At 68.6% G+C, this 23,420-nt stretch carries 20 protein-coding genes, 1 tRNA gene and 1 pseudogene; 12 read left to right on the top strand and 10 right to left on the bottom strand.

Annotated features, from left to right (window positions below):
• The first annotated feature begins 72 nt into the window (after positions 1-72).
• Positions 73-828, top strand: coding sequence for a CPBP family intramembrane glutamic endopeptidase (locus ACMCNN_RS30215; RefSeq protein ID WP_412743853.1), 756 nt, complete (start codon positions 73-75; stop codon positions 826-828).
• Between the two features lie 92 nt (positions 829-920).
• Here ACMCNN_RS30215 and ACMCNN_RS30210 read toward each other — a convergent pair whose 3' ends face one another.
• The gene (locus tag ACMCNN_RS30210) at positions 921-1,475 is read right to left on the bottom strand and encodes a hypothetical protein (RefSeq protein WP_412743852.1); all 555 of its coding nucleotides are present in this window, start codon (positions 1,473-1,475) and stop codon (positions 921-923) included.
• 1,056 nt (positions 1,476-2,531) lie between these two features.
• Here ACMCNN_RS30210 and ACMCNN_RS30205 point away from each other — a divergent pair.
• From ACMCNN_RS30205 to ACMCNN_RS30175, 7 genes are all read left to right on the top strand, one after another.
• Positions 2,532-2,622 (top strand) — tRNA-Ser (locus ACMCNN_RS30205).
• A 95-nt stretch (positions 2,623-2,717) separates the two neighbouring features.
• On the top strand, positions 2,718-3,269 hold the full coding sequence (locus tag ACMCNN_RS30200) for a cysteine hydrolase family protein (protein ID WP_412743851.1): 552 nt from the start codon (positions 2,718-2,720) through the stop codon (positions 3,267-3,269).
• A gap of 114 nt (positions 3,270-3,383) precedes the next feature.
• On the top strand, positions 3,384-4,115 hold the full coding sequence (locus tag ACMCNN_RS30195; protein ID WP_412743850.1) for a hypothetical protein: 732 nt from the start codon (positions 3,384-3,386) through the stop codon (positions 4,113-4,115).
• Positions 4,116-4,126: 11 nt separating this feature from the next.
• Positions 4,127-4,828 (top strand): hypothetical protein, encoded by a 702-nt coding sequence (locus tag ACMCNN_RS30190; protein WP_412743849.1) that lies wholly within the window; start codon positions 4,127-4,129, stop codon positions 4,826-4,828.
• A 133-nt stretch (positions 4,829-4,961) separates the two neighbouring features.
• A complete protein-coding gene (locus ACMCNN_RS30185) occupies positions 4,962-6,113 on the top strand; it encodes a hypothetical protein (RefSeq protein ID WP_412743848.1) in 1,152 nt (383 codons plus the stop codon).
• Positions 6,110-6,436 (top strand): hypothetical protein, encoded by a 327-nt coding sequence (locus ACMCNN_RS30180; protein ID WP_412743847.1) that lies wholly within the window; start codon positions 6,110-6,112, stop codon positions 6,434-6,436. The genes ACMCNN_RS30185 and ACMCNN_RS30180 overlap by 4 nt, the downstream gene beginning before the upstream one ends.
• 680 nt (positions 6,437-7,116) lie before the next feature.
• Complete coding sequence (locus tag ACMCNN_RS30175; protein WP_412743846.1) at positions 7,117-7,632, top strand: hypothetical protein; 516 nt, start codon at positions 7,117-7,119, stop codon at positions 7,630-7,632.
• Positions 7,633-7,830: 198 nt separating this feature from the next.
• On the opposite strand, the gene ACMCNN_RS30170 is transcribed toward ACMCNN_RS30175, so the two are convergent.
• From ACMCNN_RS30170 to ACMCNN_RS30160, 3 genes are all read right to left on the bottom strand, one after another.
• Entirely contained in the window at positions 7,831-8,250 is a 420-nt protein-coding gene (locus ACMCNN_RS30170) for an SRPBCC family protein (protein WP_412743845.1), read from the bottom strand.
• Positions 8,251-8,456: 206 nt separating this feature from the next.
• A complete protein-coding gene (locus tag ACMCNN_RS30165) occupies positions 8,457-8,828 on the bottom strand; it encodes a nuclear transport factor 2 family protein (RefSeq protein WP_412743844.1) in 372 nt (123 codons plus the stop codon).
• Between the two features lie 82 nt (positions 8,829-8,910).
• Positions 8,911-9,141, bottom strand: a complete 231-nt coding sequence (locus ACMCNN_RS30160; RefSeq protein WP_412743843.1) for a hypothetical protein — start codon at positions 9,139-9,141, stop codon at positions 8,911-8,913.
• A 100-nt stretch (positions 9,142-9,241) separates the two neighbouring features.
• On the opposite strand from ACMCNN_RS30160, the gene ACMCNN_RS30155 reads away from it, so the two are divergent.
• A complete protein-coding gene (locus ACMCNN_RS30155) occupies positions 9,242-10,099 on the top strand; it encodes a helix-turn-helix domain-containing protein (protein WP_412743842.1) in 858 nt (285 codons plus the stop codon).
• A 544-nt stretch (positions 10,100-10,643) separates the two neighbouring features.
• On the opposite strand, the gene ACMCNN_RS30150 is transcribed toward ACMCNN_RS30155, so the two are convergent.
• Complete coding sequence (locus tag ACMCNN_RS30150; protein WP_412743841.1) at positions 10,644-11,396, bottom strand: hypothetical protein; 753 nt, start codon at positions 11,394-11,396, stop codon at positions 10,644-10,646.
• Positions 11,397-11,621: 225 nt separating this feature from the next.
• Between ACMCNN_RS30150 and ACMCNN_RS30145 the strand changes: the two genes are divergently transcribed.
• Positions 11,622-13,259, top strand: coding sequence for a hypothetical protein (locus tag ACMCNN_RS30145; protein WP_412743840.1), 1,638 nt, complete (start codon positions 11,622-11,624; stop codon positions 13,257-13,259).
• Between the two features lie 353 nt (positions 13,260-13,612).
• Here the strand turns inward: ACMCNN_RS30145 and ACMCNN_RS30140 are convergent, their stop codons facing one another.
• Positions 13,613-15,427 (bottom strand): ATP-binding protein, encoded by a 1,815-nt coding sequence (locus tag ACMCNN_RS30140; protein ID WP_412743839.1) that lies wholly within the window; start codon positions 15,425-15,427, stop codon positions 13,613-13,615.
• A gap of 249 nt (positions 15,428-15,676) precedes the next feature.
• Between ACMCNN_RS30140 and ACMCNN_RS30135 the strand changes: the two genes are divergently transcribed.
• A complete protein-coding gene (locus tag ACMCNN_RS30135; RefSeq protein WP_412743838.1) occupies positions 15,677-15,865 on the top strand; it encodes a hypothetical protein in 189 nt (62 codons plus the stop codon).
• A gap of 269 nt (positions 15,866-16,134) precedes the next feature.
• On the opposite strand, the pseudogene ACMCNN_RS30130 reads toward ACMCNN_RS30135, so the two are convergent.
• The 3 genes and pseudogenes from ACMCNN_RS30130 to ACMCNN_RS30120 form a co-directional block, all read right to left on the bottom strand.
• Positions 16,135-17,665: pseudogene (locus ACMCNN_RS30130) on the bottom strand (ISL3 family transposase).
• 371 nt (positions 17,666-18,036) lie between these two features.
• Positions 18,037-18,618, bottom strand: a complete 582-nt coding sequence (locus ACMCNN_RS30125) for a hypothetical protein (RefSeq protein ID WP_412743837.1) — start codon at positions 18,616-18,618, stop codon at positions 18,037-18,039.
• 1,155 nt (positions 18,619-19,773) lie between these two features.
• Positions 19,774-20,070 (bottom strand): response regulator transcription factor, encoded by a 297-nt coding sequence (locus ACMCNN_RS30120; protein WP_412743836.1) that lies wholly within the window; start codon positions 20,068-20,070, stop codon positions 19,774-19,776.
• A gap of 159 nt (positions 20,071-20,229) precedes the next feature.
• On the opposite strand from ACMCNN_RS30120, the gene ACMCNN_RS30115 reads away from it, so the two are divergent.
• Positions 20,230-20,595: a hypothetical protein gene (locus ACMCNN_RS30115; protein WP_412743835.1), complete on the top strand. Its 366-nt coding sequence runs from the start codon at positions 20,230-20,232 to the stop codon at positions 20,593-20,595.
• On the opposite strand, the gene ACMCNN_RS30110 is transcribed toward ACMCNN_RS30115, so the two are convergent.
• Positions 20,586-23,372, bottom strand: coding sequence for an AAA family ATPase (locus tag ACMCNN_RS30110; RefSeq protein WP_412743834.1), 2,787 nt, complete (start codon positions 23,370-23,372; stop codon positions 20,586-20,588). The two genes, ACMCNN_RS30115 and ACMCNN_RS30110, sit on opposite strands and share 10 nt — an antisense overlap.
• Positions 23,373-23,420 lie beyond the last annotated feature (48 nt).

Raw genomic sequence — 23,420 nt, 5'->3', positions numbered from 1 at the left:
GAGTCGCATGCACCTTTTTGGTCTGTTTGTGCTTAGCGGTTGAACCGATCATGCGCCCCATAGAGTGATCCGGTGACCTCCGAATCACGGCCCGCCACCCGCACACGGCTCGGCCAGGAAGTGGCGATCGTCCTGCTGCTGTCGCTGGGCCAGTCCGCGATCTACTCCGTGGTGTCCATCGTCGCGAAGCTCACCGCGGGCAAGCCGCTGTCACAACAGGCCGCCACGCTGAACGCGTCGCAGTCCCCGCGGCCGTACCTGGATCTGACGTACCAGCTGCTGGAGATCTTCTTCGCGCTCGTGCCCGTACTGTTGGTCCTCTATCTGCTGGACCGGCCCACCCGGACGCTGGGCCTCACCCTCGACCGCCCCGGGTTCGACGCCGGCTGGGGTTTCGGTTTGGCCGCGGCCATCGGCATCCCCGGCCTGCTTCTCGTGTACGCCGCGGCGCAGCTCGGCGTCAACGCGCAGATCGTGCCCGCCGCGCTGCAGCCCGTCTGGTGGGCGACGCCCGTGCTGATCCTGGCCGCGATCAAGAACGCGGTGCTGGAGGAGGTCATCGTCGTCGGCTACCTGATGACCCGGCTGCGTCAGATCGGCTGGCAGCTCCCGCTCGTGGTCGGGGCGTCCGCGGTGCTGCGCGGGTCGTACCACCTGTACCAGGGGTTCGGGGCGTTCGTCGGCAACGCGATCATGGGGGTCGTGTTCGCGCTGTTCTTCGTACGGTTCAAGCGCGTGATGCCGTTGATCGTGGCGCACAGCATCCTCGACATCGCCGCGTTCGTCGGCTACTCGCTGCTCCCACCGTCCTGGCTCCACTGGCTCTGAACGGCTCGCCTCGCCACGGCAGAGCCGTTCCGAGTCAAACGCGGGGGATCGCCCTTGCCCAGCACCGCCACGGTCACCGGGCCCGGCCGCGCTCAGCGCGGGGCGGTGCCGCGGTAGAACAGCGTTGCCTTGGACGCCATGTTCCGCGCCGATGACCGGCCCGTCAGCGCGGCGGCCAGCAGGCTCGTACCCGGGAAGTAGCGGTTGGCGGTGCGCAGCAGCGCCCACGCGCCCGCCTGCAGGCCCGCCATCCGGCCGGCGCGCCACAGTCCTCGTAGCCGGTCGCTCTCCGCGCCGCCGCGCTCGTGGGCCGGCTGCCGCGCGGCGACCAGCGCCTGCTCGGCCGCGTCCCGGCTCTCGTGCACCTGCGTCAGCACGAGCAGGTCGGCCGCCCGCGCCGGATCGGTCGGGTCCAGGCCGTGGGCGGCGGCGATGTGCAACGCCAGTTCGGCGTGGGTCACGGCGTTGGCGGCCAGCAACGCGACCGGCGTACGGGAACCGGCCACCGCCCCGAAGACGCTGGTCACGCTGCCCAGCCGGGTGAACTGGGCCGCCGCCAAGCGGGCCAGCGCGTCGGGCCCGGCGCTCGGATAGGCCGCCCGCATCCGCTGCGCCCAGTCCCGGGCGCGCGGCCCGATGGCCTGCACGGCGGCGACCGCCAGCAGCTCCGGTGCGTATCCGGGATCGGCGAGGATCTTGGCCCACGCCTCGGTCCGGCTGCCGGATGGTGCGGTGATCGGTGCCGCAGGCGGGGTCGGAGTCGCACGTGGTGTGGTCGGAGTCGCGGGTGGTGCGGTCTGTGTTCCGGGGGGTGGTGCGGTCTGTGTCGCGGTGGGTGGTGGGTTCTCTGTCTCGGGAGGTGGTGCGGTCTGTGTCGCGGCCGGCGGGGACGTCGGTGCGGGCGGGGGTGGTGGTGTTGGTGTTCGCGCGTCGGTTGTGGGCTTGCGAGCCGTCGTCTTCTTCGCGGCGGCGGTCTTCTTGGCGGCGGTCTTCTTCGCAGGCCGGGCGCCGGGCGCCGCGACATCCGAGGTGGGTTTCGCCGCAGCGCCCGTGGCCTTCTTGGCCGGTCGGGGACGCCGGGTGGCGGCACCGCTGTCCGCGGGAGTGGCCCGGCCGGATGCGGCGGCGTCCTGCCCCGCGGCGGGCGTAGCGGGAGAAGGCGGCGAGCCTGGTGCGGATGTACCTCGTGAGGGCGGCGAGCTGGGTGTGGGCGTACCTGGTGAAGGCGACGCGCCCGGTGTGGGCGTACCTGGTGAAGGCGGCGAGGTTGGTGTGGGCGTACCTGGTGAAGGCGGCGAGGTTGGTGCGGGCGCCGAGGTGGGCGTACCCGGGGAAGTGGGGCGACGGCCCGGCCGCTCCCGCTCGGACCCGGCGCTCGACGGCGGCCGGGTGTCTGACTCGCCGGCCGGCGGCTGGAACGTCACCGGAGGTGCGGGCTTGGCGGCGCGCTCGGCTGACTGGGCCGGCGGCGCGCTCTCGTCCGGGGTGCTGAACGCGGCCCGGGGGCTACGCGCGCGCGACGGGCGCTGCGTGGGCTGGTTCTCCTCCATGCCGTCGCAGCCTAGCTCGGGTCCCGCGGTTTCTCCCGGTGAAAACCCGGTGGTCGGTCGATTCGTGATCGGCGTGGCCAAATGGCAGCCTCTTTGCCCGCCCCCGAGGCGGTCCGGTATCCTCGACGGTCGGTGGCCCCGCGGGCCGCCGGGGGAGACTTCGCCTAGTCTGGTCTATGGCGCCGCACTGCTAATGCGGTTGGGGTCTTAAAGCCCCTCCCGGGTTCGAATCCCGGAGTCTCCGCACTTCTCCAAGGTCGACTTCCGGCCCCATGAGGTCGGCATCGGTCGATCCGCCCGGATAGGGTGGCACCTCACCTGACACTTTCCGGGGGAGCTGTGTCACCCGAGCAGATTGCGCTGATCGTCGTCGACCTTCAGCACTGGATCGTCGACATGGGGCTGGCGCCGATCAGCGGCAAGGATGTCGTCGAGAAGTCCGTGGTCGTCCGCGACGCATTCAGGGCCGCCGGGTCGCCGGTGATCCTCGTGCGCTATCTGCGGGAGGACGGTCTCGACGGCGGTGCCACCGCCCCCGCGAACCAGATCGTCGACGCCCTCGACCCGCAACTGGCCGAACACGTCGTGACCAAGCACGGACTCGACGCCTTCGCGGGTACGGACCTCCAGCGGCTCCTGACCCGACTGGGTGTGCGCGGTGTCGTCGTCACGGGGATCTCCACCGCGCACGGCGTGGCGGCCACTGCCCGCACCGCCGTCCTGCTCGGTCTCGACGTGGTGGTGGTGCCGGACGCGACAGCCAGTGTCACCGCCACGGAGCACGCCGCGACCCTGGCGGAACTGGCCGGGCTCGGCATCGCGATCGTGCCGGCCGGTGACATCCCGGCGCGGTTGGGCCGACGGGCGGCCCCCGAGTCCGATCTGGAATAGTGGCACCCGCCAGCCATCGGGTTCCATCGATATCCATGCTCCTCAATCATGTCCGCGACCGGACAATCATTTCCGGGTGAAGCCGATAGACGTGCCCTGTGCGGATGCCGGAACATGAATCGTGCCCGGTATCGCCGGGCAGATGGTTCAGTTCGTTCCGGCGACTCGCGGCCTCCATTTCGTCACCTGGTGTCGGCCATTCTTGGCCGTGCGCCGCCATTTCCGCGCGCGTCGGTCAGAGACGACGACCACGATGGAAAGGACCCGGTAAACATGCCCGAAGACATCATCGTCGCCGACAACACCACCGTTCAGCTCGACGACGACGCCGCCCAGCGGTTCGCCGGAGCCCGCACCACGGTCGCCATCACCAGACTGGGCGACCTCGTCGAGGTGGGGATTCTGGACTCCGACGCCGAGCTCGACCAGCTCACGGAGGCGGCCACCACGGTCACCCGGCAGGCGCTCACCGACGTGGAGGTGCACCGCCAGCGGCGCTTCGTGCCCGGCCGTATCCGTCCGGACCTCGGCCGGTACGCCCGCCTGCTCGCGGCGTTGCCCACCACCGACCGCACCAAGGTCAGTACCTTCTGGCGGCTCGCCCGACAGTTCGACCCGGCGGCGGTGGCGCAACACGGAATCGGCCGCGAGACGCTCGTCGCCGTACCGTCGTCGGTCATCAAATGGCTGTTCCAGGACGTCACCGTCAATTCCGGCGGCACATTGCTGATGACCAACTACAACGCGGTCCTGATCTGCCGGAATCTGCTGATCCGGGCCAATGGCCGAATTGTCGCGACCGGAAAGAGCCTGCAGATCAACGCGACATCCATCAAGGGCGAATAGGAGGAACCGACATGCCAGGCTTCAACATCGTGGCCGACGGCGCGACCGGCGCATCCGGCCAGATCGGATTCGGTGGAACCCCCGGCGCGAACGGAGTGCCGGGCCAGGACGCAGACTGCGGCTTCTGGGACGACAACGAGCCCACCCGCGGCTCCGACGGCGGCCCGGGCGCCTCCGGCAGCGCCGGCTCGGCGGGCACCCCGGGCGGCACCGGTGGCGCCGTGGTCGTGCGGGTCGACGACTACCTGGGCGGCATCCAGGCCAGCTGCCGAGGTGGGACGGGCGGTCTCGGCGGCAACGGCGGCCAGGGCGGTTCCGGGGGCGCGGGCGGAGACGGCGGCTGGGGCGCCGACTGCGAGGCCAACGCGTACGGCGGGCGGGGCGGCGACGGTGGCCGCGGTGGTGACGGCGGCCGCGGTGGCGACGGCGGCGCGGGCGGCACCATCGCGATCCTGTACCGCCGGGACCTGTCCGGTATCCCGCCGGTGTTCCAGGTCGGTGGCGGCACCGGTGGCCCCGGCGGACTCGGCGGCCCCGGCGGCGCGGCCGGACCGACGGGACAGACCGGCAAGGGACGCTCGACCAGCTACAGCCACTCCGACTACGACCCCGGAAACCCGCCCGGCCCCGCCAACACCGGCCAGCCCGGTGGCACCGCCGCGTCCGGCAACACCGGGCCGTCGGGCACCGGCCAGTTCCTCCAGCAGGCCTGAGGCCATGCGTACGTCGGCGGCCCCGCCCCATTCCGCTGCACCACCATCAGATCCCTCGGGTCCGGCGGCAGCGACTCCGTCGGTTCCGGCCGGGGGCAGCGTCCCCGATCTCGCGGTGGTGACGGAGGCGCAGGTGCACCAGCTCTGGGACGCGCTGGTGACGGGCACCGGGGTGGGGCCGCCGGCGGCGGCGTGGACACCGCTGTGGCAGGCGATGAGCGCGGGCTCCTTCCCCGCGCCCCTGGCGGCCCGCCCACGCCGCTCCACCCTGGCGCCGACCGGCGTACCTCTGGAACTGTCCGTCTCCGAGACGGCCGACGGACAGATCCGGGTACGGGCGACGACCGAGCCGTACGCCGACGCGACCACCCTCGCGGAGCGCGTACGCCGGCAAGCCGGCCAGCTGGAGGCCGTGGCGGCCGCCGCCGGGATCGGCCACGCGCTGGCGCACCACCTGGCCCGCAGCCTCCCGGCGGCCGCCGACCTGGTGACCGACCGCGGCCGGTTCGGACTCTGGTACAGCGTCGGCTACGGAGGCGTCACCCCTCGCGCCGCCGGTCCGGTGCCCGTCTCTGCCCGCGGGAAATCGACCCATGGCGCCGCGGCTTCGCTGCCGGTCTCTGCCCGGAGAAGATCGACCCGTGGCGCCGCCGCTCCGGTGCCGACCCCTACCCGGGGAGGCCGCGAACCGGACGTGCTGAAGGTGTACCTGCCGCCGAACTTCGGGCCGACCCCGGCGGCGGACCTCGTGCCCCCACCCGTCGCGCCACTCGTGCGGGCGCTGCTCGGGCGCCTCTCGCCGTCCCCGGTGGCCACCCGGGCTGCCGTCGTCGGGCTGGTTGCCCGGCGCAGCGGGCGGATCACGGTCAAGGCGTACCACCGGGTGCGGCAGCCGATGTCCGCCGTCGAGGCGTTGGACCTGCTGCCCGGGGCGCGGGGCCGGCCGGAACTGTACGCGGCACTCGCCGGAGCGCTGCCGCTTGCCGAACGCGGCGCCGTGCTGGGCGTCGAGGCCCCGCTCGGAGGCGACTCCGCGCCCGTCACGACCCTGTACCTGCCCACCGCGCCCCTCGATCCGCCCACCCTCGGTGCCGGGGCGGTGCAGCGGCTCGCCACCGCACTCGGTGTGCCCGGCGGGGCCCTGAAGACGGCGGTGTCCCTGGCCGGCCACCGGGCAGTACCGACCATGGTGGGTATCCGGCTCGCCGGTGTGGCCACGCTCACCTACTACTTCACGGCGGCCGTTCCGCGGCCTGTTCCGACCTGGTCGAGGAGGCGTACATGAAGCGCACGCTCGTGTACGACGGCGGTTGCCAGCGCTGCGCCGAACTCGCCGCTCACCTCGCCCGCTTGTCCCGTTTCCGGATAGCGCCGGTGCCGCATCCGGGGCCCGGCCGCCCGGCCGGCCCGTACGTGATCCGTACCGACCGGCGCGGGCGCTCCCTCGTGCGTACCGGTCCGCGGGCCCTGGGTTGGGTGTTCGTGTGGCTCGGTCCGTTGGCCAGCGTTCGGCTGTTGAGGTATGCGCGGCGTCGCGGGGTGCGGCTCGTCCCGCCGCTCGGGGTGTTCGGCAGGCGAGCGGGGCGACAGCGGCCTGCCCGGCTATGACGCCCTCATCGCTGATGAACGCCGACCGCGACGAGCCGACTCGACCACCATGGCTCGACCGCTGCGGCGGCCCGGTCGTGCAGCGTTGGGCTTGTCAGGGGGACAACGGCCATTCATCGCGCTGCGGCTCCGTGCCGAAAGCGACTTCTGCCGGTGGCACTGGCTTCGGAGCTGTGTGCCGCGCCGACTGGGAGGTGGGCGCTGTGGGGGTCACGGGTTCGGGCCCGGGTGGCGTGCTGAAGCCTTCGTGGTCGAGGCCGGTGCCTCGGATCAGGTTACGTGGTTGCCCACGGTCGGATGCCCTGAGCGGGCGGAGACGGCGAGTGGCTGCGTATGCGCCCGTAGCTCAATGGATAGAGCAACTGACTACGGATCGGAAGTAGACCTACGCCGATATTGATTCGGCGTTCAGTACAGCTCGGCCGTGATCTGGGTAAACACAGGATCGCGGCCTAATTCGTTTCCGCATACTGGCGGGATTTCCACCGATTGGGACCGTGGTGCTCCCCTGGTGGGCCAATGAACAGAGCGCCGTCCCCCGCTCCGTTGGGCGGCACCGCGGCAGGCGACGCCGGTACCCCGTGAACCCTTGATCAAGCAGTGACAGGTGGGACCGCGGCGCGATGTGGCCCAATGTTGTACGCTCCTCCACCTTGATCAACGGGGAGGTAAGGCAACCGATGCTGCGCAAGTTCGTACGGGCCATGACCGCGGTCCTGACCGCGCTGGGTGGCGGCCTGCTGGCCGCGTCGCCAGCCCATGCCGCGAGCTACCGGGACCTGAAGTCGGTCCAGTACAACATCTGCGTCTACGCCTACGGCGACCCGCTTGAGGACATCTACCTCAAGCGTTGCAGCACGACGCCCGCCGCCAACGGCAACTGGTCGGTCACTGTCCTCGGCAATCACAACAACCACGCGCTGTGGGTGCTCACGCGGCAGGGCGGCACCTGCCTCGGCGTGGACGGCGACGCCAAGTACAACTACCTCTACAGCTCCTGCGACCCCAAAGGCTCCAAGAACGTGTGGGAGGTCTTCCCCACCACGTACGGCGTCGATCCGGTCAGGACGTCGTACGTGCTCAAATCGTTTGGTGCCTTCCAGTCATGGGGCGTGCACAAGTGCCTCACGTTCGCGGACCGGCCGAAGCTGGGCCCCTGCAGCACGTCGAGCACGTCCGACATGATCTACCGGTGATCACGTCCTGATCGTCCGACCGTAGGCCGAAAGCCCGGGGAATGATCCTTGTCCTCACGGGTGAGGGCCTGGGCCTTCGGTGCTTGGGTGGTCAGTTCGGGCGGATACCTGTGGGTCGCCGCAGCCCTCCTGGCCACCACCGTCCTGATCACCACCGCCCTCCGCGCCGCGAGCAGACTCATTGGCGGAGCAAACTCATCAGCCTTGACGTTCGGTCTCGTTGGACTCCAGGACCCGTTTCATCTCCTCGATTCCCCGCTCGACTCGCCCCCTCACCGCGTCGGCCATGGCATGTGGGAGGACGTCGGTCAGCCAGACGAGCCGGCTGTGATCGCCTTCGTCGAACACTTGGAATGCCGCGTGGTGGTAGGTCAGCGGCAGCCGGTGCCCGTCGGTCACCGTGTACGCCATCCTCCGGATGGTGTGGTCGATCGCCAAGATGACTTCACGGACCTGCGCCCCGTCCGGCATGCGCAGGATGCGAACGTCGCCCTCGACCCTGGCATCGGCCACCCGGCCGGGCAACAATCGCCGGTGTACCGCGCCGACATCCGCGATGGCCTCCCACACCCGCTGCGGGGGAACGTCGACAGTGGCTTCGACCCGGACTGTGGCCATACTCGACGACCCTTCCCATCCTTGCCTGGCGGCAACGCGGATACCGCAGCCTCCGGGTCACGATCGCATGAGGGGCCGACGCTCGCGGGCCTGGCTTCAGCTCATGCCGGCCCGAGGGCACGCCCGCCGACGAGCGCTGGCACCGTCCGCGCGAAAGGTGGCAGAGGCTTCGAGCACCGGCCTGCTGAACTGCGATGACCGTGTGGTCAGGCGAAGATGGAGGGGTCGAAGTAGCCCTGCAGCTGGCAGATCTTGTCGTGATCGTCGAGCGTGAAGACGGTGATCCCGGTCCAGGCCAGTTCGCGGCCCGTGGCCGTATTGGCCGTCGCGCGCCAGTGCACGGCGACGCTGTCGCCACCGTGGTAGGCGTTGGTAGGCGTGAGTCCGTCGAATCGCGAAAAGTGCGGGAGGAACCCGGCGATCCGTTCGCAGAACGCGACGCGGCCGGTGAACGGCGGCTGTCCGACCGGGTCGTGGATCTGCGCGTCATCGGCCAACGGACGCGCCCAGGCGTCCGGGTCGGCGGTCCTCGAACCGCCGAAGAAGTCGGCGACGGCCGTGGGCAGCTTGTCATTCATCGATGACCCTTTCGGTGACTGGTGATGAATCGCGGGGGCGTCCAGCAGGCATCTGCGCCGGCGGAACCCCGTATGCCGCTGGTCAACGCTGAAGCCACGAGCCGAACAGGCGGTGCAGCATCGGTATGACCACCCACACCATCAGCGCGACCATCACCGGCACGATCAGTGCGAACCGGCCCGCTGGCGGCAGCCGCTCCAGCACCGGGGCGGCCACCGTGACCCCAATCGTGATCAGCGGATACAACACGGCGACCATCAGAAGCCACAATTTCCATCGGACCGGCTGTGCTCGTCTCGACATCTGCGCCATGCACCGAGCCTGCGTGAGCCGCCCGTGCCGGACCAGACCGTGTGGTGGCTAGCAGCCACGCACCCGGGCTGCACCAGCCAGGAACTGCCACACTGGGCGCATGGCGTCATCCCACCCGTTAGGCGCGTTCCTCCGTGCCCGTCGCGCACGGCTACAGCCGCAGGACATCGGCCTACCCGGCACCATCGGCCGCCGGCGTACCGCGGGACTGCGGCGCGAGGAACTGGCTGCGGTCGCCGGGATGAGCGTCGACTACTACATCCGACTCGAGCAGGGCCGGGAACGCAATCCCAGCCCCGCCGTCATCGCCGCGCTCGCACAAGCGCTGCGGCTTGACACGGACGAACGCCACCACCTGCACCGGCTGGCCGACCACGCTGCCGGTCGCCGGGCGCAACGGCCACCGCCCCGACCGGCGGTCAATACTTCCACCATGGCCCTTCTTGATCGGCTCCGCCCTTGGCCGGCGCTGGTCCTCGCCCGTACCGGCGATGTCCTCGCCTGCAATCCCGAAGGGCTCGCGTTGTACGCCGGCCTCGACGAGTGGCCCGAACAACGGCGCAGCATCATCCGGTACATCTTCACGCATCCGGCAGCACGGTCGGTCCTAGCCGACTGGCAGTGGTCCGCGGCCACCAGCGTCGCGAACCTCCGTCACTGGACCGGCACCGACCCCGACGCTCCGGACCTGCGCCGCATTCACCACGAGCTCGCCGCCGCCAGCGCCGACTTCCGCCAGCTGTGGGAACGCCAGGATGTACGGCCGCGCCGCACCGCCAACAAAGCCTTCCACCATCCGCGGGTCGGCGACATCGTCCTGACCCACCAGACCTGGCACCTGGACGACTCGGCCACCCGGCTCAGCCTTTACCAACCCGAGCCCGCCCACACCGACCAGGTCGCGCTCCTCGCACACACTCTCCACACGCCACGACAGCCGTACCCAACCAGAGAGTGACCCAGCGGTCCGCGCAGCCACACCACCCTTCTCGGCGCCGCCCACCCTGACACGCTCGCCACCCGCACCGGGTTGGCCTTGCAGACAGGGGACGCTGGTGATCTGGTTCCCGCCCGCGATCAACTCGCTGCGCTGCTGCCCGTTCGCGAGCAGGTTCTCGGCACTGCCCATCCCGAAACCCTCATTACCCGGGCACTTCTGGCTCGGTGGACCGGGGAGGCCGGTGACTCCAGGCGGTGCCCTTGGGCGGTCTCCTGAGTGGCTGGGAGGTGAGGTGCCAGCCGTTGCAGGCGGCGCAGCGGTATCCGCGGAGTTCTCTGTGGCTCGTGGGTGCACCGTGGAGCTGGGCGGTCCATCGTGCGTGGCGGGCGGCGCGCAGGGCCAGCCGGATGTCCTTGCGCTCGCCGAGTCGGCGCTTGCCCGTCGCAGGGCATCGGGGAAATCGATGGTGGTGTGCCATGGGGGTCTCTCCTGTGGCCGCAGGGCGGAAGGGGGTGCCGCGGCGGCGGCCCGCAGACCTGAGGGGCCGCCGCCGCGGTGCTGGCTAGCGCGTGCAGGCGGGCAGGTGGCTGGCCTGTACCCAGCCGCTGCGCCGGGCCGCAGGGGCGTAGCCCTTCACCCACTGCTGTGCCGTGTAGGGCTTGCCGTGAGCGGTCCGGCACTGTGACCTGCTGATCAGGATCTGCTCGTGTCGGGCCAGATTGCCGATCACGAATTTTTGGGGGCCGCTGCGCAGGGTGGCGTCGCTGCCGAGGCGGATCGGCGTGAGGTGGCCGCCCGGCTTCGATGTCGGGGGAAGCTCGACCCTGCGGACGGAGTCATCGCCCCGCACGGCCCAGCCGGAGCGAATTGCGGGGGCGAAGTCCTCGCGGTCGGGGCGGTCACGGCGGTCCTGCGCGGAGGTGGTGCCCCGCGGGAAGTGCCGGGCGTGGGGGTCGACGAGGCAACCGGTGGTGGCGACCCATCCCCACCAAGGGAATGTCCCCTTGCTCTTGGTCGTCGGGGCGCGGTGGTAGTCGATGACCATGGCGTAGCCGTCGCTCACGTAGCGCACGCCCAGCCTTCGGGAGGTGGTCGCCGGCCCCGCCGGCCACGAGCGGCCGGTCTTCCCGCTGACCCGTGGGTGGTTCCAGTACACCGGACAGTTCCCGGAGACGTTGGTGGAGTTGGTGTAGCGGGGCTTCGGCTGCGATTGCGCCTGCTTCGGCTTCGTTTCCTGGGCGTAGGTGGCCGCCACGGGCAGCAGCGCGGCCAGCAGTGCGCCGGCCAGGATGATGGATGTACGTCGCTTGGTCATCGGAGCGGGGTTCCCTCTCGTCGGGGTATCCACTTCGCCTCGCGGCAGGCGCCGCGGGCGGTGTCTCCATCAGCCCATCCGGTGAAATTTTCGGCCACACGCGAAAGTGAGTTCTTCCTGGTCATCGATGTTTTCGCAGGGGTACCACCGATTTTCGGGGGGCCGCGAAATCGGTGTCGGCTGGCATCATTGGCGCGATTTCACTGGGTGAAGGGGGAGCGCGGCGTGCCGCAACAGGCCAGGCAGGCATCGACGTTGTGCAACCTGCTGAACGAAATGATCACCGCCTGGTACGTGGCCGACCATCCGGACGCCAAGGCCCGGCGGCGCAACGACCCGCCGCATGGGGCGTACATCCGGCTGGAGGAGGCGGCCGTCTTGCGCGCCAAGACGGTCAGCACCCTGCTGCGGCGCGACTTCGGGCAGAACACCAGCCGGATCCATGCGGAACGGGCGCAGAAGGCGTGGAGCCATGTGCCCCGGATGGTGGAGGTGTGTGTCGCTGAGCCGGACCGGCAGCAGTACCTGGAGCGGTTGGCCGGGGCGTACTTGACCGAGGAGGGCGGCGGCGTCGAGCGGCCGCCCGGGTACGTGGGCCGGCTACGGACCCCGGACGGGCAGGTATGGCCCCCGCTGACCGACGTCGGGCAGACCGACCGCCTCGATCTGCAGGTGCCCCTGCTGCGTGAAGCGCTCGCCGCCGAGGAAGCCGCGGTGCACCAGCTCAGCGGGCGACTCGCGGCTACCGAGCAGCAGCGGCACGATGCGGAACAGGTCCTGCACGCCGCCCGCGCCACGATCACCGAACTGCAGTACCAGGTCGAGCTGCGCGACACGGCGTTGACATCGGCCACGGCGGCGGAGCAACAGTTGGTGCACCAGGTGCAGGACCTCCTGATGAGGCAGGCGGCACAGCGGCTGCGCATCAACGAAATGGCTGCCCACCACGACCAGTTGGCCGAGGAGCGGGACCAGGCCGCCGTCCAGCGCGACGTCGCGTACCGCTTCGCCACCGAGGAGGCCGAGCAGCGCCGTGCGCTCGAGAAGAAGGTGGTCTCGCTCAGGCGAGAGCTGAAGAAGCTGATCCCGCTCGAACAACAGCTGATTGCCGCCCGGGCGCACGCCGATCAGCTCGCCGCCGAACTCACCGCGCGCACGGCCCGGAGCAACGAGGCGGCCACCGGAGCTGTCCATGACACCGCCGAACTGCTGGTCGCGGCGATTTCCCGCGCTGGCGAAACCCCAGTCGGCCAGCCGCGTATCGCCTACCAGAGCGGCGGTCCCGCAACCACCCGCCCCACCGCCGGCGGTGGCCTGTCTGACGACGCCCGCGGGCGCGGACCCAGTGAGTCCGGCTCATCGGGGAGCGCCCGCAAGGGCCTCAAGCGCAGCGCGGCCGTAGCGGCAGCGGGCGTGGCCTGCGCAGTCCTGGTCTGGTTCGGGTTGGGCATTTACGCCGACCACCACGGCGACCTTCAGTTCAGCAGCGGCGATGCCCCGCACCGCCCGGACGGCCACGACGAGTGGGAGATGAGCAGCCACCAGCGGAACATGCGGGTGATCTACCACCTTCCCTCCGACGCCGCTGTGAAGGCACCGGCCACACTCGAAGGCCGCATCGGCATATCGCACGATAACTGTGCCGGCGCCGTAACCTGGGGACTCATCGTGCAGGGAGCGACGATCCAAACCGGCACGCTTCAGGTCACTCTCGACGAATCAGCCCTAATCGATCATATTCATGACATCGCAGTGCCCGAACCGTACGGTGATCACAATGTCACCCTGTATGCGTACCGCGTGGACAAGGAAGCCTGCACGATCAAACTCCGCCTGGACTCGCTGTATCTCCAGACACAATGAGCCCCCGCCGCGGGTGGCGAGCAGGAGCAGGTCGGGGCAGACCGCCGATGACCTGCTCTCTACCGGCAGGACTCGCCGCTCAGCTGCGGCACCCTCCGCAGTGAACTCCCGCGCAGCTGCGCCGCCGCCGTAGTCACAGGTCCATACCTGCTGTACCGGCCACCCCAGCCAGAACGGTGATGGGATACGCGGCGATCCACGTCACCGCGAGGTACAGCGCTCAGCTGAGGACTGCCCGCACCGCGGCCCCCGCACCGGCCACCGCTGCCGCCCTCGGGCTGATCCAGCCGGGCCGTGGTCCGTCGACGGGCTCCAGGAACACCGCGTCGACCTGGATGCGGCATCGTTGCTGCTCATTGGTCGCCAGGCATTGGGGGGAGGGTGCTGTCAGCCCATGAGGGTTGGTTGCCCCAGCTGCCGGCGTACGACGTGAGCGGAGCGGGGCGCGGTTCGTCGCGTTTCCGGGGTTGTGGCGGGCGGTCCCGGTGGATGGCGGACAAGGCCACGACGACCGAGAGCGCCATGCCCAACGCCAGGATCTTCCATTGGGTGGTCAGTGAACTGTGGTGGGTCACCGGAGTGTTGTCGTCGGGGACGGCGTGGTGGTCGGTGGGGTCGATACGGACTCGGAGGTACTCCCCCTTCGTCAGCCCGCCCAGCCCGTCCAGGGTGGTGCTGCTGTCGAAGTGCGTGCCGGTGCGGGGGTCGGTGACGGCCAGGGCGTACGTGGTGGCGTACCCGAACGGGTTGCTGTCGATGGATGAGCCGCCGACCACCGCGTCCATCACCGGGAACGTGGCCCTGCGTGCGCTGTCCCGATCGGTCTGGGCCACGGCGGCGAGCAGCATTCCGTACATGAATCCGATCATGATGAGGAATCCCGCGGGGTAGCCCCACCAGCGCAGATCCCACGTGGTGGTCCCTGCGGCTGCGTCGTCGGGCTCACCGCGGCCCGGCTCAGCGCCTGTCCCCGTCTGTGCGGGCGAGGGGGTGTCGGAGACTTTCACACTGAAGGCGTGGGGCCGGGTTTCGCCGACCGGCGAAACCGCCGTGACCAGCGGTTTTGTACCAGGGCGGTGGTACGGCGCCTCCCCGCTCGCCGACTCGGGCGGGGTCGTTGAGGCGATGGTGAAGCCCACCGCTACGGGCTGTTCATGGTGGGTCGCCGGTTTGGTGGGGCGGGCGTTCAGCGCCGAGGTCAGCTCCTTGACCTGGTCGGTGAGGGCGGCCACCTGGGCGGTTAGCTGGTCGATGCGGGCGCGGGCGGCGACCAGTTCCCGATCCTTGGCGGTCAGCTGGTGTTCGACGGATCGCCGGTGGGTGACCTCGTCGGCGAGAAGCCGTGCCGCGGCGTCGTGCTGCCTGGCGATCCGGTCGCGGTCGGCGGCCAGGTCGGCGAGGCGCCGGTTCTGTCGGGCCTGCTCATCGAGGAGGTCCTGCACCGTGCAGGTCAGCTTCTGTTCGAGCTGGTGCCGGGCCGCCTCGGCGGCCTGCAGTTGCTCCTCGTGCAGCTGCGCCTGGTCGGCGAGGGCGCGTTCCCCGGCCGCGACCAGCCGCTGCAGCTCTGTGACCGCGGCCTGAGTCGCGGTGAGCTGCTGCCGGGCGTGCTCCAGTTCCTCCTGCATCTGTCGGCTTTGCTGCTGGGCGTCGCGGACCCGGTCCAGTTCCGCGTGCAGGGCAGTGACCTGGCGCACGAACAGCGGGAGCTTCAGGTCTGGGCGGTCGGTGTCGCGGGGGTCGTCGAGCGCGGGCAGTACCGGGCCGTCGGGCCGTCGGAGCCGGCCGAGGTAGCCGGGCGGACGTTCGACGCTGTCTCCTTCGCAGACCGTCCACAGCCAGGCCAGCCGTTCGCGCCAGTCTTCGCGCTCGGGCTCCGGCACGCAGATGTTCACCAGGGTCAGGACATCGGGCCAGGCGTTACGGGTCCGTACCGAGCCGGGCAGCGTCCGACCCCGCCGACTCCCCGCGGTGCTGGGGAAGACCCGGTTCATCAGGTCCCAGACCCGCCCGGCGGAGAACCCGGCCAGTTCCTCCAGCGGCCGCATCCCCTGCTCCACGCCCTGCCCGGTCTTGGTGACCTGCCCGGGGTTCTGCACCGCCCACCACTGCGCGACCATCTGCCGCAGCGCACCGGGCAGTGTCCGCGCGACTTCACCGACCTCGGACACGTCGTCATCCTCTCCACCCGACTGAACCCGCTGATGATGCCAGCACGGGCCCGGTTTCGCGCCCCCACGAAACCCGCCGGACAGGTGCTGAGCAGGAAAAATTGTCTGTCGAAAGTGGCCGAAGGTTCCCCCGAATGGGCTCACGGAAGGTGCCGCTGCGGCGTCACGACTGCAGCCGCATCACCGGTCCCCGCCCGCCGCCGTGCGCCGGGCATCGGACCCTGAACCTTCCTGAAGGGATAACAAGCCATGAACCGTGTTGCGTGGATCCTGGTGATCGTGCTCGGCTCGCTGCTCAGCGCCGACATCACCCACCAGATCTGGCTCGCCCTCGGCGGCACCCCGCTGGAAGCGCTCGGCGCCGCCGGCGCCACCGGCCTGGGCGCCTTCTCCATCGGCATGACCCTGTACCGGTTGTTCCGCACCACCGAGTCATAACGCCCACTACCGCGAGGCTCCCGGACCCGCCGCGCACCGCTGAGAGAGGCCCCGCCGTACGACGTCGTGCGGCGGGGCCTGGCTTTGTTGGCAAGTCGGTCGCGAGCCGCGCGGACACAGGCTCACAGCCGATTCTGACGGTCGTCCGTGGCCCCGCCCGGACGGCTTGAACTGGCCCCGACCTGGTTGGCCACCAGTGGGTGCGGTGCCAATGGGACTGTCCAGTTAACGGCTCTGTCTCACTTTCGGTGGTGACGGTGGGTGAGCGTCTAGCCGAGCAGGATGCGGTGGCGGAGAAGTTCGAAGCTGGCGCGTCCATACATTTGGCGTTTCAGTAGCTTGGTTTTGGTGTTCACGCCTTCGGTCGTGCCGTTGTGATGGGGCATGGTCAGGGCCGCGTCGACGGCGGCGCGGTCTCTGTCGAGTCCGCGGGTGAAGGCGTTCAAGTGGGGCAGGTCTTCGTCTCGGACTCCGGTGATCCACTCGGTGAGCAGCGAGTGGTTGTCATCGCAGGGTGTGAGCATCGCGGCGAACGAGGCCACCAGGTCGGCCAGGGCGGTCATCTGCGGGCAGGCGGTCGTGAGGGGATCGAGCAGCTCACGCTGCCGGTCGGTGCGGTGGTCGGGATGGGTGAGCAGGTAGCGGGCCAAGCGTCGGGGTGAGACCGCGGGACGGTCGGCCTCAACGCGGCCTTGGTGGATGTATTTGTGGAGCAGGTTCAGGCTGCCGGGGTAGCCCAGGGTCCTGATCTCGTGGAACAGGTGCAGCACCGCGATCGCGGGGTTCTGTTCGCGGCGGTGGCGTAGGTGCTCGCGGTAGGGGTCGACGAGGGTGGGCCGGTATTTCGGTGCGCGGACCAGCCGGTCAGGTTCGGTGACGCGCGCGTAGCGCTTGACCGTGTTTAGGGACAGGTTCAGCCGGCGCGCGCATTCGAGCAGGCCGACGCCTTTGTCGAGCAGGGCGTGGATTTGCTGCCACCGTTCTCGGGTCGTCGCGGCCTGGGGCCCGTCGCGTGGTGGCGGGCCCGCCTTGGCCCAGCAGACGCTGTGCGCGGCGGCCTCTTTGACGACGGCTTCGGCGAGGTTGTGCCACAGATGCCAGCGATCAGCGACCTGGACCGCGTCGGGCAGCGCACGACGGATTGCTTCGGCGTAGGTCGCGGAAGAGTCCCGGCAGACGATCTGCACGCCGGGATGCGCGCAGCCAGGCTTCCAAGGTGTCGGCTCGCCGGTCGGGCAGGACATCGACACGCTCATGAGTCTCAGCATCGATCAGGACCGTCGCGTACTGCCGGCTGCGGCGCAACGCGAAGTCGTCCACCCCCAGCACCCGCGGCGTCGGCCGCGGTGGTGGCGGCAGTCCGAGCAGGATCCGCAGAGCGGTGTGCCGGGAGATCAGCACTGTCAACGCCGATAACAGGCGAGCACCGGCCCGGCCGGCCAACTCCTTGACCACGGCGCCGATCTGCCCGGCCAGCCGCGGTGTCCGGCGTTGATAGCGTTCCAGCACGCCGGGGACCTGTTCGCGGAACGTCTGCCGACAGCCACGGGTCGGGCAGACCAGGCGCCGTACCCGGACCCGCAGCACGACCCGGCGGGCGTCGACCGGCACATCGGCAACCACCCGTTCGTGATAGCCATGCACCCGCTGCGACGGTGCCCTACAGCCCGGACACGCCACGATCCCCAGCGGTGTCCGCGCCCGGATCAGAATAAGTTCGCCCTGCTCAGCGACCTCCTCAATCACCAGCGGAGACAGACCCGAGAACACGACACGCACCAGCTCATCGACTTCAATCATGCGGGCATAACGAAGCCGATCACTTTCCGTCACCACCGAAAGTCAGACAGAGCCGTTATCTGTACAGTCCCCAACTCTTAGGAACGATGCATTAGGTGGCGCGCAAGACGAGCGGCGGTGCCGCCGTGACGAAGTGTTTCACCGGCACCGGAGCCAACGGTAGATCCGCGAGGCGTGCGAATGCGCCATCGACTCGCGCGGCCAGGCCGCGGAGATCGTGCGCGCCGGGCGTGGCTGACGACGATGCGGCGAGGCGGCCCAGATGAATATGCTGACGGTCGGCCACCTCCGCCGTTGAGGTGGCCGACCGGTGTTAGTCGCTAGTGGAGCTGGACGTCGTCGATGTCCAGGGTGGGCGTGTTCGGTGTGGGCTAGAACTGCACCCGCACACTGGTGTGAGGGCTGGTGGCCGTCGCACAGGTATGCACGTCGGTCCAGTTTTGCCCATTGCCCAGACCATTGAACTGGCGGTTGCCGTTCTCATTCGTACCGCCGAGCAACCAGACAGCGAAGACTCCCCGCGCCCCGGTCTGCGGGTATTGCGTGCCAAGCATCGCGCTGGCGCAGTAGGTGTCGCCCGGGTTGATCGTTAGTCCGGTGACATCCTGGTAGATGCCGCCGCCACTGACGGTCGTGTTCGTCGCCCCGTACCGATTCCCGCTGTAGGCACGAGCGTTCGGATCCACTTGGCCGTTTGCCCAGGACGCGATATTCGAGCCCGGCCACACCGCCCACGAACTGGTGCCGCGTTCAAACCCACCGTTAACCAGCAGAGAGCGGGTGTCGGTAACGACGCTGCGCCCTCCTCCATCGTCACGCTCTGCGACACTTTGATTTTCAACGCTTTTCGTAACTTCCCTGCGGAAGGTAGCGTGGGCCGGTGTGGTGCCGCTTAGAAGAGTCCCGACCGTTATCACGGCACCAAACGTCAGGAGCAGTCGTGCATGTTTCATCGAAGCGTCCTTTCGAGATTCCTACCTGTTCGGAAACTGAAGCATCACGCGGAAGCCGGTGAACGCCCCCGCATGTTTCGCCGAACCTCCGGATTATTTGGTTCGAGCCGATCTCTAGCTTCGCACGGCCGCACTACCGTTGGTATTCGCAGAATTTCGTAGAAACGATCTTCGGAGTTACGCCATGCCGAGGATGTAAAAGTCCTTGCGGATACCCACGTACGACAAGGCCAACGGAACTATCCAGATCATTTTCGACGAGCGGGCTCCAGGGCGCCCCCTCTGGGTTACGCATGGCGATCCGCAACCACACAACGCCATCGGCACTGCTGCGGCCATCTTGGTGACTGGAAGGGAACCCCGGCCACGATCCAGTACTGGAGTCGATCGTCGCCGCCGGTGCGAGCGAGTGACGGGCTCGCAGTCTGCAACCGGTGCACCCGCTGCATCCCGTCTTCGAAACGCTGCGGCGTGCATCGGTACCACAACTTTCCACAACTTTGCTGCAAAAAAGCCCGGCACAATACGGTCCGGAATTCCGGCTAAGGTCTGCGGATTGCCCGAGTTGCGGACGTCGTTGAGCCAGGCCCGTACGTACGCATTTAACGAGACCGGCGGAGGTCCGTCGAAAGTCGATTTCGACGGCCGATTTGTGACGATTGCGTTGCGAATACAGGATTTCATAGGTGCGTAACGCCCATGAATTCTCTTTACTGCGATCTCCGGGGATTACCGAATTGCAGCCGTTTCGGCGGCACGGCCGTGGGCACCCTCCATACCGGCGGAAGCTGGTAGAAATGGCTTCGGCGACCTCGCGACGAAGGGGTTTCGTGATGCGGGCACCTGGTTGACAAAAAGCGCTTCGACTCGAGTGACGGTGAGCATGCCGGAAGTCATCAGCTCTCCATTGGACTAGAGTGAATTCCGTCGGCGCATTGCTGGATATACCGGTACGAAGCACTCGGCCAAAGTCCAGCAATTCGCCAATTGATAAGTCTTGGTTGCGAAGACCGAAGTCTGCGTAGGCAATCGCGCACCACGGTCAGGGGGTAGTAGCAGAATATTCGCCGAAGTTTGGCAAGGTTTGGCCGACGACGAATCGTGAGCAGTGCTCCAGGCGGACCCGGCAGCGCCATCTGCAGGCATGGTGCCAGCCTAAAGGCGCACACGAGGATGGAATTGTGGCAGCAGGCCCAGATCACGAGCGAGGAGCACAGTGTTGAGACGGTCACGTGTGCCAAGCTTGCGATAGAGGTTCTCTTGGTGTTTTGAGACGGTGGCGACCCGGATTCCCAGCCGGCGGCTGATCGCCTGCGCGGTCATACCTTCGGCCAAGAGGGTAAGCACGGTGACCTCTCGGGCGGTGAGGCTCACCGCGGCCGTGGCGCACGAGCTGTGGCTCTCACTGGCTTGGGTGGGCACCTGCGTACGGGCGGTAGAAGTTGCAGACATTGCTGATTCCTTGGCTCGGAGGAACTTCGTCCTCTCCTGGATACGTGGACCGAAGGACCGACGGAATCGGGGAGAACCCGCGTCCTAGGCATGCGGGCTAGCCCCGCCGGAGACAGCGCTGGGTGCGACTTGCTGTGCGAGAACATAGGGAGCTCCCGGATGCGTCACCAGCCCGGCAAGCGGTATCGAGGAGGTATGGCGGAATGGATGTTCATCGCGCGTGTCGCTGCGATGTTGCTGGTCGCGCCTACCGCGGTACACCGATCATGGTCAGGCCGCCGTTCGCTCCAGGAGATCATCGGGCTGCACCTCGGCGCGGATCCGATTGTGGCCGCGGCAGTCGCGGCGGAGGGCTCGAGCCCGCGGCCCGATCTCGTGGATGGCCTAGCTCGGGCGATTCGGCGCGCGGCGGAGGCGAATGATGAATTCGCCCAGGTCGTTCGAGAGATCGTAGTCGAGGCGTACGCCGTCCCGGCTGCTATGGCCGGCCTGCCCGACCCAGCTCCGAGCGCCGATCAGGACTGACTGACACCGGCTGCGGTGAGGCAACGGACGAGCTGGGTTCGCGACGATAGCTCCAACTTCCTGTACACGCTGGAAAGGTGCGCCTCGACCGTCTTGCGGGAGATGAACAGCGCGGTGGCCACCTCGGGATTGCTCAGTCCGCGGGCCACTTCCATCGCGACCCGCAGCTCCTGCGGGCTGAGTTGGTGGATCACGTCCCCGCTGGCGGAAACGGTGGAGGGCCGTTCGCCGGCGGCGGCCAACTCAGCGGCCGCTCGCCGCGCGAATGGGGCTGCACCAAGCTGCCGGAATGTGGCGAGCGCCGCGCGGAGTAGTGGCCGGGCGTCGGCGGGTCGGCGGTATCGACGGAGAGCCTCCGCATGGTACAGGGCGGTCCGGGCTTCCTCGAAGGGGTTCGGTTTGCGCCGGTGGAGCGCTAGTGCGGCAGCGAAGTGCTGCTCAGCCGCTTGGAGATCGGCAGCAAGCATCCCTCGGCACCGTTCGACCGTTGCGATGGGCGTGACGAGACCTGTCCGCTGGGCCTGTTCCTCAAACTCCTTAAGCCGAGCTTCAGCCTCCGCAGGTCGGCCGCAGCGCCAGTACGCCTCGACAAGATCGGGTTGCCACAACACCATGTTGGGGTTTTCGACGCCGTTGCGCAGCGCGAACTCTCGAACCTCTTCCAGGCATGTCAGCGTCGACTCAGGCGCGTCGTCCGCGAGGAATGCCAGGCCCTGCACACCACCAGCCCAGACAAGGAGTCCCCCGGTGCCCAGCGGTCCGGACATCTCGGTGGCCTCGTCCAGTCGACGCGCCACGAGGTCCTTTCGGCCCTGGGCGGCGTCGAGCCGGGCCAGCAGGAGGAGGGAGAGACCGACGGTCACCGTCATGTGGACTTCGCGTCCGAGCCGCAGCGACTCTTCGGCGTCAGCGTACGCCTGCGCCCATTCGCCGGTGCAGCGGGCGACTTCGCTGCGGTAGTTCAGCGCATGGCCGAGCGTGCCGAGCTGCCCGTGTCTCCGGGCGGCGTCGACCACTTTGTCGAGCAGTTGCCGCGCGTCGTCAAATTCCTCCAACCAACATCGGCAGGCACCCAACATGGCGCACACCAGCGCGTCCTCGACGGGATCGACTGCGTCAGGTGCTGCCCCCAGCGCTTCCTTGGCCCCCGCGATGTCGCCGCGTAAGACTAGCGACTGGGCGAGCACCAAGCGTGCATGTCCGAGGGAAGCCGGATCAGCGGCCACCTCGGCCAGTTGAACCGCCCGCCGGCAGGACCGCTCGGCGTCGGAGACTCGGCCGTCGGTGAGGATGGGGAGCGCGGCTTCGCACAGTAGGCGGGCCGCGCGGCCGGGATCGGTCGGCGCGATGGCATCGGCGGCTGATGTCAGGACACGCTCGGCGATGGCAGGAATGCCACGGGTTGTGAACGCCCGGCCTCGCATCAAATCGATGTCAGCAACGGTTCGGTCGTCGGTGGTTAGCGCGCGTCCCTGGTCGAGCCAGTCACCGGCCTCGTCAGGCAAACCACCGAAAAGGGCGTCGGCCGCTGCCGCGAGCAGCCGGCCGGCTCGCCGTTCGGGGTCAGAGTCTAGTTGCGCAGCCCGGTGCATCGTTCGAGCCGCTGCGGCGAACCCCGAACGCTCCCTCATCCCCCGCGCACTGTCCACCAAGGCCTCGGCGAGTGCGTCGTCGGGCCCCGCCGCTGCCGCAGCCCGATACCACAATTGGGCATCACCTTGTGCCGAAGCCGCCAGCGCGCGATATGCCTGCTGACGTTGCCACCCGCTCGCCGCGCTCGCTACGGCGGACCGGACGAGCGGATGTGAGAACCGCAGCTGCTCATGGTCAGCCACAATGAGACGGGCGTGGTCCGCCGGGTCCAAAGCCGCTGGAGAAATGCCTAGCGCGCTTAGCGCGGCGAGCAGCGTCGGCGTCGCGTCCGGCCAGGCCGCTAGCGCCAAAACCAGTAGAGCGGTTCGTGTGTGCTCCGGCAATGGTTCTAGTTGATCGACAAAGATTCGAGTCAGGTCAGCGCCGAGCGGCAACGGATCTGGCAGTGGCCGTGCGCCGCCAAGTTGCTCATCGTCCAAACGTAGGGCGACTTCGCGCAACGCTAGCGGGTTGCCCCGGGTGGCGTGCCAGAGGCGACTGGCGACCTGTGGCGCGATCGGTGTTTTCCGAAGTTGCGAAATGAGCTGACTGCCTTCGTTGAGAGTCAGCCCGGAAATAGTGATCCGGCTCAGGCCGTGCGTGTCCAGTGGGGAAGGCATGTCGCGCACCGCGAAGATCACTCCTACGGGATCATTTGCGACGCGGCGGGCAACGAAGGACAGAACCGATGCCGACGCGGTGTCCAGCCAGTGAGCATCGTCGACGAGTAGTAACAGCGGGCGCCGTTCCGCAGCCGTTGCCAGCAGTGTGAGCGCCCCCATGCACACTGCGTATAGCCCAGACGGCCGGCCCGTGGTCTCCAGCGCCACCGCGGCGCGAAGCGCGTCAGCCTGCGGCTGCGGCAAATCGCCGATAAACGGTTGGAGGGGGCGGACAACGTCGCCCAGCGCCACGAACGGCAGCTCCGACTCCGATTCGAGGCCAACTGCCGACAGCAGAGTGCAGTCTCCGGACATTCGCCGCGCGTGCTCCAAGAGCACGGTCTTGCCGATGCCCGGCTCCCCACAAATCACCAACGCACCGCCGCGGCCCGCGATCAAGCTTTCTAGCAGCTCAGCGATCTGCAGACACGGCCCGTCGCGGCCAACCAGGGACGACGTGGTGCTTGCTGACGGCATTGCCATGCCCCCATTTCCACGCCAAGTCGAGATCGTGTCAAGCCAGAATCGCCC

The organism is Krasilnikovia sp. MM14-A1004 (assembly GCF_047159485.1).
GTDB lineage: Bacteria > Actinomycetota > Actinomycetes > Mycobacteriales > Micromonosporaceae > Actinoplanes.
This window is presented reverse-complemented; position numbering and strand designations above follow the sequence as displayed.